Genomic DNA, 12,405 nt, shown 5'->3' with positions numbered 1-12,405 from the left:
AAATCCCCCTCACCCTGTACTGTGTGCGTCCAAATAGTTTTGCAAGATCAGGCTTGCGGCCAGTTTATCTACCACCTGCTTGCGTTTTTTTCGGCTGACGTCGGCCTCCAGAAGCGTACGCTCCGCCGAACGCGTCGTCAGCCGTTCATCCCAAAGGTGAACGGGTAAACCCAGTAACTCCTTGAGTCGGTTCGCAAACTCGATGCAAATCTCACCGCGTGGACCCACGGTTCCGTTCATGTTTTTTGGCAAACCTACAACAACCTCGCCCACCTCATTGTCACGAACTAAATTTGCAATTTTACCGAACTCGCTGTCGTCACCGCGTCGTTCTATGACTTCCAATCCTTGGGCGGTCCAGCCGAAGGCATCACTTACGGCGACCCCAATTCGGCGATCCCCGTAATCCAATCCCATTACTTTCATGCCTGTCTCCTAACGGTGCTTGGCGAGATAGAAACGAACCAACTCTTCAATCAACTCATCGCGCTCTTTTTTACGTACCAGGCTTCTGGCATTATTATGCCGTGGCACATAAGCCGGATCACCGGATAGCAAATAGCCGACGATTTGATTGATCGGATTGTATTCTTTTTCCACCAGCGCATCATATACGGTCAACAAAATCTCCTGAGCAGAAGCTTCCTTCTCATCTGCCTTGACATTAAATTTGACCGTTTTGTCCATGGAATCCATTGTTGACACCTCGCTTCCACAAAACATGTGTACATGTTTATGCCAGCTTATTCTTTTACATCATACCATAAGCAAAGCCCTACAAGGAAATATCTAAGCCCGTTTTTTCCCAAAAATCCGCAAAAATTATCGAACTTTATCCTTGTGAGGCTGCCGACACCAGTTCATGCGCACGTTGAAGTGCTTCGTCCAGCTTGCTGGCATCCTTACCACCGGCTTGCGCCATGTCAGGTCGTCCGCCACCACCGCCACCGCATACGGCAGCAATTTCTTTCACGAGCTTGCCTGCATGAAGTCCAGCCTTGGTATGCTCTGCCGGAACTGCTACGACAAAATTAACTTTGTCGTCCATTGCAGCGCCGAGCACCAGCACAGCAGCCGGAAGTTTCCCTTTCAGTTCATCAGCAATCGCACGCAACGCATCCATGCTGGAAGCCTGCACGCGTGCAGCCAACAGCTGCACCCCGCCTACTTGCACGACCTGATCGGTCAGCTGGCCCGCCTCAATAACGCTCAGCTTGCTTTGCAGCGATTCATTTTCACGACTGAGGTCTTTAATTTGTTGCTGCAAAGATTCGATACGCTTTGGCACCTCAGACAGCTTGGATTTTACAAGCCCAGCTGACACCTTCAACAGCTCTAATTGACCTTCCATATATTCAAAGCCAAAACGTCCGGTCACCGCTTCGATACGACGTACACCTGATCCAATGCCGCTCTCGCTGACAAGCTTGAACAAGCCAATTTGCGAAGTATTGCTGACATGACAGCCACCGCATAGTTCAATGCTGTAATCGCCAACCTTAACGACCCGTACGATATCTCCATACTTTTCACCGAACAGCGCCATTGCTCCGAGAGCCTTGGCTTCATCAATCGGTTTCAATTCAATATTAACGTCCAGTTGGCTCCAGATGGCACGGTTTACACGCAGTTCAATATCCGCCAGCTCTTCTGGTGTAATGCTTCCAAAATGGGAAAAGTCAAAACGCAGACGCCCAGGCTCAACCAAAGAACCCGCCTGATTGACATGGTCACCCAGCACTTCTTTAAGCGCTTTGTGAAGCAAATGTGTAGCCGTATGGTTTTTCTCAATTTCTCCACGTGAAGCTTGATCTACTTCTGCTTTCACCGTATCGCCCACGTTCAACTCACCAGCTTCTACAACAACCTGATGCACATGCTGACCTTGTGGCGCCTTAAACAGTCCTTCGACCTTCGCGGTTACCGTACCTCCACGCAGCAAGCCTTGGTCACTGACTTGTCCTCCGCTTTCGGCATAGAAAGGAGTCACATCCAGCACGACCTGACAAGACTGCCCTTCACTAACACTGTCCACCAGTACATCTTCATATACAATCGCCACAATTTTAGACTCAGTTACGAGGTCATTATATCCAACAAATTCACTTTTAACCGCCAGTCCGGACAAAGCTCCGCCCTGAATCTTCATGCTCGCGCTGTCCTGATGAGCATCACGAGCGCGTTTGCGTTGCTCCTGCATCGCTTCATCAAAGCCTTCACGGTCTACTTTCAAGCCCTGCTCGTCCGCATAATCCTCTGTGAGATCGAATGGGAACCCGTACGTATCATACAGTTTGAAAGCATCTGCTCCGCTAATGACATTGCGACCTTCGGCCTTCGCCTGAGCACTGATATCGGACAAAATTGCCAATCCATCTGTCAGTGTTTCATGGAAGCGTTCCTCTTCCGTTTTGATCACTTTGATGATGAAATCACGCTTGTCCACTACCTCAGGGTAATACACACCCATGACATCCCCAACGGTTTTCACCAGCTCAAACATAAATGGACGGTTCATGCCCAGCATTTTTCCATAGCGCACAGCCCGGCGCAGCAAACGGCGAATCACGTAACCCCGTCCTTCATTAGAAGGCAGCACACCGTCACCAATTGCAAAAGCTACGGTGCGGACATGGTCAGCAATAACCTTAAGAGCCACATCACTGTCCACATTTTCGTTATATTTTACTCCCGCCATCGCCGCTGTTTTTTGGATTAGTGGCTGGAAGATATCCGTATCAAAGTTGGAATCCACATTTTGCAAAATGGATGCAAAACGCTCTAATCCAGCCCCTGTATCAATATTTTTGTTTGGAAGCGGCGTATAGCTACCGTCTTTGTTATGGTTGAATTGTGAGAATACGAGGTTCCACACTTCCAGATAACGCTCATTTTCTCCCCCCGGATACATTTCAGGGTCCGTCATGTCGCTGCCGTAGGCTTCGCCACGATCATAAAAGATTTCCGTACAAGGTCCACAAGGGCCTTCACCGATATCCCAGAAGTTATCTTCCAATTTGATGATACGCTCGGCAGGAAGTCCAACTTTTTCGTTCCACAGCTTGTACGCTTCCTCATCCTCAGGATACACAGTTACAGCCAGACGTTCCGGATCAAAACCAATCCATTTTGGATCCGTCAGAAACTCCCATGCCCATGTAATGACTTCTTCCTTAAAATAGTCACCAATGGAAAAGTTGCCGAGCATTTCGAAAAAGGTGTGATGACGGCGCGTTTTGCCGACATTCTCAATGTCGTTCGTCCGGATACATTTTTGCGAATTGGCAATACGTGGATTTTCTGGCTTCACACGTCCGTCAAAATAAGGCTTAAGCGGTGCCATACCCGCATTAATCCACAGCAGGGAAGGATCTTTATGTGGAACAAGCGGCGCGCTTGGTTCAATCACATGTCCCTTGCTTTCAAAAAACTCCAGCCATTTGGAGCGGATTTCACTAGCTTTCATATAAGTAGCCTCCTAATTATGGTGTCACTGGTTCCTGGCACAGGCCATAAAAAAACAGAAAAACGCCCCTGAACGGATCAGGGACGATTGTATCGCGGTACCACCCTGGTTAACGCCGTCCCCTCTGTACGAAATGCCCATGCGCAAGCTGCACACCAACATTTGCTTAACGGACGATCGATCGCCTTGTTTTCACTGGTAACGGGAGCATCCCGGCGGGTTCAGCCCGCACTTCGAAATGAGCTTTCCCTACTGGATAAACACATTTAAACATACTCAACTCAGTATATCCGTGTCATTTAGCCGTGTCAACGCGATTTCAGACAAGATACATACGGTGTATGGACAAAATCAGATTGTTTTCCGCTTCACGTAATAAGCAAAAAAATGCTGAAGTCCTACCTTTAAGACTGCCATCACGGGAACCGCTAAAATCAAGCCGGTAATTCCCGCAATTTCCCCACCCACTAGCAGAGCGAAAATAATGGCTATCGGATGCAGATGCAACGTTCGTCCCACCACCTGGGGAGAAATGACATTGCTCTCCAACACTTGAATACAGGTGTTAACGACCACGACCAAAAGCACCATTTTTAAGGAGACCGTAGAAGCCATGACTACTGCCGGAGCGGCTCCCAAAAAGGGGCCCAAATACGGAACGATGTTAAAAATTGCAACCACTCCTGCCAGCAACAGCGCATAAGGCATGCCAATGAGCATATATCCGAGATAAGCCATCACTCCAATAATGACGCATACCAGTAATTGTCCCCTGACATAGTTGCCAAGCGCCTGATCAATTTCCTTAAGTACCGTTACAATCGCCTTGCGACGAGAACGCGGGAGGTAAGACACAATCGTCCGCTCGAACACATCAAAATCCTTCAAAATATAAAAAATGAGGAACGGTACAATGAACACATTGAACAGCATATTGATCATCCCGCCGATGTTATCCATAAAGTTAGAAATCCCTGTTGCCATCCGATTCTCTAGTTGGAAAAACCATTGATTCATACCCGTTCGCACCCCTTGGGGCAAAATGCCGCTATCCATATTCGTCATTAATCCTTGTGCATGCATGGTCAGCTCAGGCAGATGCTCATTCAGCTCATCCAGTTGTTCAATGAACATCGGAATCAGGTTCATCAGAATCACAACGAGACTGGCTAAAAACACAGCATAGATGAGCAGCACAGCTACGCTTCGAGGCACCTTGCGACCGCCCAGCATACTGACAACCGGATTAAGTACATAGGAGATGATCATCGCTACCGCAAACGGAGCAATGATTGTTTTCAGAAATTCGTACAAATGCAAAAACAAAGGTCGCAGCAGCCAGATAAAATATAGAATGACAAGTCCCAGCAGCGTCCATATTCCGTACCGGAACAGTCTACTTTTCGTTAATTGCTCCATTTCGTGCCCCCTTACTGGACTAGCCTCCTTTAAGTATATGCCTGTACCTCTACTTTAATCCTTCCCGCGAGTCTGGAATGCCCCATAGATTACCATTGTAAAAAAATGATGAAAACGGATGAAAACAATTAACAAAGTCATTCCATCTGACGATATAAGTACAAAGCACTACTTTAAGTTTTCACATTTCTGAAACATCGGGGGTCGTTACATGAACTTAAAAATCAAGCTTATTCTCCTTTTCACTTGCATTGTTATCGTTGCAGCTGGGCCATTGTCGATCATTAGCATGACAAGCGTTAAAAATCAGGCCAATCATGATATCCAAGAGCTTATGAACAGCAAAACCTCCGAAACCGTCAATCAGCTCGACGGATGGATAGGTGGTAATGCCAAAATTATTGAAACATTGGCTGCAGGTCTGGAATCCAGCGATATTTCATCAGATGCCAAAGCCGTATCTCTGAAGGCAGCTTTTCAAAACTATAAAGATCAAAATATTTCCAATATTTACGCAGGCTTTGAAGATGGAGCCTACTGGGATGGATCTGGCTGGTTTGAAGCAGGTTATGATCCTCGCGCTCGACCGTGGTACAAGGATGCCAAAACCAAGGGAGAAATGTATTACTCGTCCCCGTACATTGATGCAAATAGTACGAATTTCACCATTTCTATTGCGAAGCCTCTCAAAAATTCGAATGGCTCCGTCTCTGGTGTGGTCAGCGAGGATATAATGCTCAACGATATGACAAAAATAATTAAAAGCATAGACCTGAACGGATTGGGCTACGCATTTTTGATTGACCAAAATGGAGCCGTGATCGCGCACCCAGACAACAAGCTGGCTGGCAAAAACCTCAAGGACAATCCCGAGTTGGGTTCATCAACCGCAGCCCTGCTGAGCGCAGCTTCGGGAGAAACAGACTATAGCTATAATGGTAGTGACCGTCAGCTTTATTTTAAAAAGATGCCTAGCACAGGCTGGATTGTAGGGTTGTCCATTTCCAAAGATATTGCTTTTCAGGAGTATTACTCCACTCGTAATATGTTGATTATAACGGTTGCTATCATCTTGGTTGTCGCTATGCTGCTGGCGATCTGGGCGGCAAACAACTTTATTAAGCCGATTCGCAGACTCCAAGCGAATGTCAAACGTATAGCTGAAGGCGATATGACCGCTCGTGTGGATGTTAAAGGTAAAGATGAAATTGCCAGCCTGGGGACAGATTTTAATATCATGTCTGATAATCTCTCTCACCTGTTGCGCAAGGTATCAGATACGGCGGGCGATGTCAGCTCAGCTTCCCATGATATGCATCAGCACGCTAAGGATACCGGAACCATCGCGTCACAAATCTCCAGTGCAGTTCAGGAGCTTGCCCAAGGAGCGAGCGATCAGGCTGAGGCTGTATATTCCGGCTCTGAGAAGCTGACTCACATGACAGGCTCCATCGACCAGATTGGCGAAAGTGTTAAACGGACCCAAACTGCCGTATTCGAAACAGATTCTGCCGTGCTTGCAGGGTATGAAACAGCAGAACGTCAAGCGAAACTGGCCGCCGAGTCCAGACAAACGACGACTGCGGCAGGAGAAGCCGTAGATTCGCTCGCGCTGAAAACTCAGGATATTGAGCGGCTGGCCGGGGCCATCCACGATATCGCCGCACAAACAAACCTGCTGGCCCTCAATGCATCCATCGAAGCGGCACGGGCCGGAGAACACGGACGAGGTTTTGCCGTCGTCGCGGGAGAAGTGAGAAAGCTGGCTGAACAAGCGGGCAGTTCCAGTGACAGTATCATGAGTAAGCTGGAAGAAATTAAAATTGCAGGAGTACAAAGCGCGGAGGAAATGAAGAAGGCTCTTGCTGTAACTGTAGAACAGGAGCATGCTGCCATTGCAACGAGACAGGCGTTTGAATCCATTCGTGGGGCTTCTCAGCATATGCTTGCCCAAATTGAGGACGTTACCGCCGCTACAGATCATCTCCGTGTGAATGCTGGACATATTTCCGATGTCATTTCCAGCGTTGTCGCTGTTTCTGAACAAAGTGCAGCATCTACAGAGGAAGTGGCTTCCTCTGTGCAAGAACAAGGTCATGCCATGAACAATATTGCCGACCTTTCTGCCAAACTCGATTCTCATGCAGATCTTTTATTGGAAGAGGTCAAACGCTTTAAATTGTAGAACTAACCATCTTCACAAAAACGGTATACAAAAGAGGGTGCCCCAGCCAATATGGCCGTTCGGGGCACCCTCTTCGTTGTTTTTATCAAGCATTATCCAACCTACTAAGCGTATGTAGATCACACCTCTTAGCAAGCAGCCTGTCCACTTTCGGTGTCAAGCTTAGGAAGAAGCATGAATTTGCGGCAAGTCCTGTTGTGCCATCTCATCTCCAAAGAATAGGTCGTCCAGCGAACTGAGCGTTCCATCCTCTTCCACTTGGTAGACAGACATTTTTTCACCATTCACCTGAAGTTCGATAAAGCATCCCCAGCAATAAAATTGATGGGAGCCGATTTTGCCGATATCTTTGGAATTACAATTCGGACATCTCAATAAACTCACCCTATCCATTAACAGAATATATGGCTTTTTCCAGACGCTGCTCGCTTAACGGGGGAACCATAACAGCATTTTCCCCGATGGACATATCTTCGGTGCAGGGCAGCCATTTCCGCCCCTCTATAATATCCGATACAAAACCATCGCTGATTTCCAAGCCTATTATGTTATTGCCCATTTCCTGGTCAAAATAAACATCCGAGATGTGCCCGAGCATAAGCCCTTCCTCTGTTAGCACGGATAGATCCTTCAGTTTACCGGGTCCAAGCAAGTACGTATGTTGTATATCATGGGCCTCCGTTTTACGGACAGCCTGCTGATTGCGAATCATGATCGCATCCTCACCGTAAGCAACGATGTCATCCCAAGCAACCATTTTCACGTGAGAAGAAAAAAGCCCTTTTCCTTCCAACTCGATCCCTGTGATCCGCCAATCAGCTGTCACCATAAAGTCATGTATTTTACCAATCTGCTTCCCGTCCTCCACATCGAAAACGGCAAGTCCGATCATATCTTGAAGCTTCATATATAGGGTACCTCCTCATTCTGCAATCCGAACGAAGGTGCGGTCCTTTTCCTACATGCCTGTCAGACCTTGCTTCCGTTCATGCAATGAAATGGAAAACCGCCCCTCCCTTCTTATTAAAATGCGGAGAAATCCCTAGTACCTAGTACGCAGCCGCTTCCATATGGTTTCAATTTTCTTGGCCGTGTATTCCATTTCTTCCGTAGTATTACCCAAACCGAAGCTAAACCGAATCGCTGAATGTAAAACATCTTCAGGAAGATCCATCGCCTGCAATACATGCGATAGCTCTAGAGATCCGGAAGTACAGGCTGATCCGCTTGCTACTGCGATTCCTTCCATGTCAAGGTTCATCAGCATGGTCTCTGTACCAATGGCCGGAAAGCTAACATTAAGGACATTAGGTAAAGAATGATCAGGATCACCGTTAATTACAAAATTTTGGCTACCCAGAGTGTCTTCCAACCCTTTAAGCAGTGTCTGGCGAAGAACCGTATCGTGCACCCCACGCTCCTCAATGGAAGCATTAGCTAGAGTTGCGGCTTTAGCCAGACCCGCAATACCGGCGATGTTTTCTGTCCCGGCACGGCGTTTCTTTTCCTGAAGTCCCCCATGCATTAGCGGCTGAATGCGTGTACCTTGGCGGATATATAATGCACCCACCCCTTGTGGTCCGTTAATCTTATGACCCGACACACTCAGTAAGTCAATTGGGAGATTCCGGCAGTCGATGGATATATGACCGTAAGCTTGAACCGCATCTACATGGAATACAATGCCATGTTCTCTCGCAATCTGCCCTACTTCTGAGATCGGCTGAATGACGCCCACCTCATTGTTGGCATACATCATGCTGATCAAAAAAGTGTCCGGACGAATGGCAGCCTCGATATCCGCAGGGTTCACGCGTCCAAAACCGTTGACCGGGACATAAGTCACCTCATACCCCGCTTTTTCCAGCTCATCACAAGCATGAAGCACTGCGTGATGTTCAACCGCGGTTGTAATCATATGCCCGGAAGTACGGCCGTCTGCCGTAGCCGTCCCAAACAGGGCCAGATTATCGCTTTCTGTCCCTCCGCTCGTAAATATAATTTCTTCAGGCTTGCAGCCCAAAGAGGCCGCAACGGCATCCCGAGCAGCGCTGACGGTGCGCTTGGCATCGCGGCCAAAGGCATGAACGCTCGAAGCGTTGCCATATTGGCCGGTCATGATGTCCATCATAGTCTGCGCAACCTCAGGATGCATAGGAGTCGATGCGGCATGATCCAGATAAATTCTGTTCATGTTAATCCACCTCAAATATAGAACATGTAATTGTCCAATTCATCATGTTCTTGGTATGTGATCAAGTCCTTAAGTGTAGTAGAATCCAACACTTCAGCGATGCTGTCACGAATCCGCAGCCACAGCTGACGTTTTGCCGGATCGTCTTCTTCCGTGAAATCTACCGGAGATATCGGACCTTCCAGTACACGAATGATGTCTCCCGCTGTTACTCCTGCCGGTTCATTCGCCAAAATATAACCGCCGTAAGCACCACGGATACTTTTTACCAAACCTGCATTACGCAAAGGCGCGATGAGCTGTTCCAGATAATGCTCTGACAACTGATTTTTTTCGGCAATACTTTTCAAAGAAGTTGGACCTTCGCCAAACCTGGCTGCAAGTTCCATCATAATGGTCAGGCCATAACGGCCCTTCGTTGATATTTTCAATTGTGCCACCTCACTTATAGTAACAATTCCGTTAAACACGCGGAATAACTGGTGTTGTAAACCTCTCTATTCCGATCCTAACCCTCAGCTTATGTTAACATATTAGGGCAGGTAAAGGGAAACATTACGGTAACAATCTTAAAAAAAGTTGCTTTCGAGCGATTTGGAACAGCTTTAGCCCATTTTATATAGCTTTCTTCCATCGTTCGCCGTGTCGTTTGATCGTCCAAACATCGTATCTTATTATCGTTTATGTTACAATAGGTGGGTTCTACAACAATATTGAAAGAATTGGGTGATGACCATGGCTAAAGCCAATCATGAAACCCGTGTCGTCGTCGGGATGTCCGGTGGCGTCGACTCATCCGTTACCGCGCTGCTGCTGAAGGAGCAGGGCTATGACGTAATCGGCATCTTCATGAAAAACTGGGATGACACGGATGAATTTGGCCGTTGTACGGCTGAGGAGGATGCGGAGGATGTGCGCCGCGTCTGTGAACAGATCGACATTCCTTACTATACCGTCAATTTTGAGAAAGAATACTTCGATAAAGTATTCTCCTATTTTCTTGATGAATATAAAGCTGGACGCACACCCAACCCGGATGTCATGTGTAACCGTGAAATTAAATTCGGCGAGTTTCTAAATAAAGCGCTGGATTTGGGAGCAGATTATGTTGCTACTGGACATTATGCACGGGTTGTGGAAGAAGACGGCCACTTTACTTTGCTGCGAGGTGTGGATAGCAACAAGGATCAGACTTATTTCCTAAATGCATTAAGCCAAACACAGTTGTCCCGAGCGATGTTTCCCATCGGTCATCTGCCGAAACCAGAAGTACGTAAAATTGCGGAAGCTGCGGGACTGTATACGGCCAAGAAGAAAGACAGCACAGGCGTATGCTTTATCGGCGAGCGTAATTTCAAGGAGTTTCTGAGTGGATATCTGCCTGCAAAAGGTGGAGACATGGTGGATATCGCTACTGGTGAAGTCAAAGGACGTCACGATGGTCTGATGTACTATACACTGGGTCAACGACAAGGCTTGGGCATTGGCGGATCGGGTTCAGGCGAACCGTGGTTTGTAGCGGATAAGGATCTGGAGAAGAATATTCTGTATGTGGTACAAGGTGATCGTCACCACAGTCTGTATTCTACCAGCCTGATTGCAACGGACGTGAACTGGATTGAAGGCGCAGATACTCGTCCGACCAGCGAATTCCGTTGCACAGCCAAGTTCCGTTATCGCCAACCTGATCAGCAAGTAACTTTACAATGGCTTGCGGATGGAACCGTGCATGTCATATTCGATGTACATCAAAAGGCCATTACGCCTGGACAAGCTGTTGTATTTTACGACGGGGAACGCTGTCTGGGTGGCGGAACCATTGATAAGGTTGAAAAACTTCAGCCTGAAACAGTTTAAATAAAATGACCATTTTGCATTGATATAGCAGGGAATTAAAAAAGTCGTCTCTCCAGATTTGGGAGGCGACTTTTTTAATGAAAGATGTTTTTAGTAATGGCTTGTAAAGAATTGATAATCTGCTCTTTATGATGTCTGTCATGCTGGACAAACATTCCTTGCAAAAATTTTCCATGGTGTATGCACGTCCCTTTTTTAATCCATTGGTATGCTTCCCATTTTAAAATAGGAACCGTCATATTTAAATAAGATCGCTACAAGGGACTTCTAACTTCTTCCCTATGTAATCCTTTTCGAATTAACTTGAAAGACCATTAATACATAAGGAACTTTTGATAACATCCTCATTTGGGTATATGATGTAGACAAGATCATACTTCAATTGAAAAGGAGCGTGCCTTTATGTCTGATTCATTAGGAATGCTGACACCGGGTAAAAAAGTTTCTTTGAAAGAATGGGACCCCAAGGATACGAAGAATATCAAAAATAAAGAAGAAATCCGACAGGAAACAGATCAATTGAAGGAACGCTTCACGGAATTACAAAGCAAATTATTTACAGAGAAAAAACAATCCGTTTTGTTTGTATTTCAGGGTATGGATTGCAGCGGCAAAGATGGCGTCATCAAACAGGTATTTTCCAACCTTAACCCTGCGGGGGTGACTGTCCACAGCTTTAAATCACCTACGGCTGAGGAATTAAGTCATGATTTCTTGTGGCGTGCTCATAGCGTTACTCCAGGACGTGGATATATTGCAGCATTTAACCGTTCTTATTATGAGGATGTGCTGATTACACGTGTTCACGGACAGATATCCGATAAGCAGGCCAAACGGAATATTAAGCATATCAAGCATTTTGAACAGTTGTTGCTGGATAATGGTGTAAAGGTGGTTAAAATCTTTTTACATATTTCAAAGCAATTTCAGTTAGAAAAGCTGATCGACCGGATTGAAAAGCCTCACAAAAACTGGAAACTCGATCCAAGTGACTTGCAGGAACGAAAATTTTGGAAGCAATATACCCAGTATTATGAGGATGTATTAGAGCTAAGCGCAACCAAACAAGCTCCTTGGTATGTCGTTCCTTCAGACAACCGTTGGTATAGGGATTATACTGTGCTACGGATTGCCGTCCAAACGCTGGAGGAAATGAAGTTGTCTGATCCTGATCCAAGACCTGAACTTGAATCCCTTTTACCTGAATTGTACAAAGAACGAGATAAAAAATAGCTGTATAGGTACAGCACTAAGCTTCCGAAACCTTATCACGGCTGAAAATGC

General features: G+C 46.6%; 11 protein-coding genes. 3 read left to right on the top strand and 8 right to left on the bottom strand.

The genetic code is table 11. From position 1 onward, the window contains the following. Positions 1-9 precede the first annotated feature (9 nt). From ruvX to MHB54_RS20030, 4 genes are all read right to left on the bottom strand, one after another. Positions 10-426 (bottom strand): Holliday junction resolvase RuvX, encoded by a 417-nt coding sequence (gene ruvX, locus MHB54_RS20045; protein WP_023989905.1) that lies wholly within the window; start codon positions 424-426, stop codon positions 10-12. Between the two features lie 9 nt (positions 427-435). Next, entirely contained in the window at positions 436-696 is a 261-nt protein-coding gene (locus MHB54_RS20040; RefSeq protein ID WP_007431624.1) for an IreB family regulatory phosphoprotein, read from the bottom strand. Between the two features lie 136 nt (positions 697-832). Next, positions 833-3,466 (bottom strand): alanine--tRNA ligase, encoded by a 2,634-nt coding sequence (alaS, locus tag MHB54_RS20035; protein WP_264454655.1) that lies wholly within the window; start codon positions 3,464-3,466, stop codon positions 833-835. A 351-nt stretch (positions 3,467-3,817) separates the two neighbouring features. Beyond that, a complete protein-coding gene (locus MHB54_RS20030) occupies positions 3,818-4,885 on the bottom strand; it encodes an AI-2E family transporter (RefSeq protein ID WP_023989907.1) in 1,068 nt (355 codons plus the stop codon). Positions 4,886-5,096: 211 nt separating this feature from the next. Here MHB54_RS20030 and MHB54_RS20025 point away from each other — a divergent pair, with 211 nt between their 5' ends. Then, positions 5,097-7,070, top strand: coding sequence for a methyl-accepting chemotaxis protein (locus MHB54_RS20025; RefSeq protein WP_075154631.1), 1,974 nt, complete (start codon positions 5,097-5,099; stop codon positions 7,068-7,070). A gap of 162 nt (positions 7,071-7,232) precedes the next feature. Here the strand turns inward: MHB54_RS20025 and MHB54_RS20020 are convergent, their stop codons facing one another. From MHB54_RS20020 to cymR, 4 genes are all read right to left on the bottom strand, one after another. Further along, complete coding sequence (locus MHB54_RS20020) at positions 7,233-7,445, bottom strand: hypothetical protein (RefSeq protein WP_013311529.1); 213 nt, start codon at positions 7,443-7,445, stop codon at positions 7,233-7,235. 10 nt (positions 7,446-7,455) lie between these two features. Beyond that, a complete protein-coding gene (locus tag MHB54_RS20015; protein ID WP_013311530.1) occupies positions 7,456-7,977 on the bottom strand; it encodes a PRC-barrel domain-containing protein in 522 nt (173 codons plus the stop codon). A gap of 135 nt (positions 7,978-8,112) precedes the next feature. Further along, positions 8,113-9,264: a cysteine desulfurase family protein gene (locus MHB54_RS20010; RefSeq protein ID WP_053325958.1), complete on the bottom strand. Its 1,152-nt coding sequence runs from the start codon at positions 9,262-9,264 to the stop codon at positions 8,113-8,115. A gap of 11 nt (positions 9,265-9,275) precedes the next feature. Further along, positions 9,276-9,695, bottom strand: a complete 420-nt coding sequence (cymR, locus tag MHB54_RS20005) for a cysteine metabolism transcriptional regulator CymR (RefSeq protein ID WP_013311532.1) — start codon at positions 9,693-9,695, stop codon at positions 9,276-9,278. A 304-nt stretch (positions 9,696-9,999) separates the two neighbouring features. Here cymR and mnmA point away from each other — a divergent pair, with 304 nt between their 5' ends. Together mnmA and MHB54_RS19995 are read left to right on the top strand one after the other, a co-directional pair. Next, complete coding sequence (gene mnmA / locus MHB54_RS20000) at positions 10,000-11,121, top strand: tRNA 2-thiouridine(34) synthase MnmA (protein ID WP_023989910.1); 1,122 nt, start codon at positions 10,000-10,002, stop codon at positions 11,119-11,121. A 402-nt stretch (positions 11,122-11,523) separates the two neighbouring features. Continuing rightward, a complete protein-coding gene (locus MHB54_RS19995; RefSeq protein WP_025723903.1) occupies positions 11,524-12,354 on the top strand; it encodes a PPK2 family polyphosphate kinase in 831 nt (276 codons plus the stop codon). The last annotated feature ends 51 nt before the right edge of the window (positions 12,355-12,405 follow it).

Source organism: Paenibacillus sp. FSL M7-0802 (assembly GCF_038004945.1).
In the GTDB taxonomy this organism is placed as follows: Bacteria; Bacillota; Bacilli; order Paenibacillales; family Paenibacillaceae; genus Paenibacillus; species Paenibacillus polymyxa_B.
The sequence above is the reverse complement of the archived record's forward strand: the minus strand, read 5'-3'. Positions and strand labels throughout refer to the sequence as shown.

Bases quoted from the DNA above. Each gene is read 5' to 3' on its own strand.
- MHB54_RS20010 (WP_053325958.1), bottom strand. From the start codon at position 9,264: ATGAACAGAATTTATCTGGATCATGCCGCATCGACTCCTATGCATCCT.
- MHB54_RS20015 (WP_013311530.1), bottom strand. From the start codon at position 7,977: ATGAAGCTTCAAGATATGATCGGACTTGCCGTTTTCGATGTGGAGGAC.
- MHB54_RS20040 (WP_007431624.1), bottom strand. From the start codon at position 696: ATGGATTCCATGGACAAAACGGTCAAATTTAATGTCAAGGCAGATGAG.
- alaS (WP_264454655.1), bottom strand. From the start codon at position 3,466: ATGAAAGCTAGTGAAATCCGCTCCAAATGGCTGGAGTTTTTTGAAAGC.
- MHB54_RS19995 (WP_025723903.1), top strand. From the start codon at position 11,524: ATGTCTGATTCATTAGGAATGCTGACACCGGGTAAAAAAGTTTCTTTG.
- MHB54_RS20025 (WP_075154631.1), top strand. From the start codon at position 5,097: ATGAACTTAAAAATCAAGCTTATTCTCCTTTTCACTTGCATTGTTATC.
- mnmA (WP_023989910.1), top strand. From the start codon at position 10,000: ATGGCTAAAGCCAATCATGAAACCCGTGTCGTCGTCGGGATGTCCGGT.
- ruvX (WP_023989905.1), bottom strand. From the start codon at position 426: ATGAAAGTAATGGGATTGGATTACGGGGATCGCCGAATTGGGGTCGCC.
- MHB54_RS20030 (WP_023989907.1), bottom strand. From the start codon at position 4,885: ATGGAGCAATTAACGAAAAGTAGACTGTTCCGGTACGGAATATGGACG.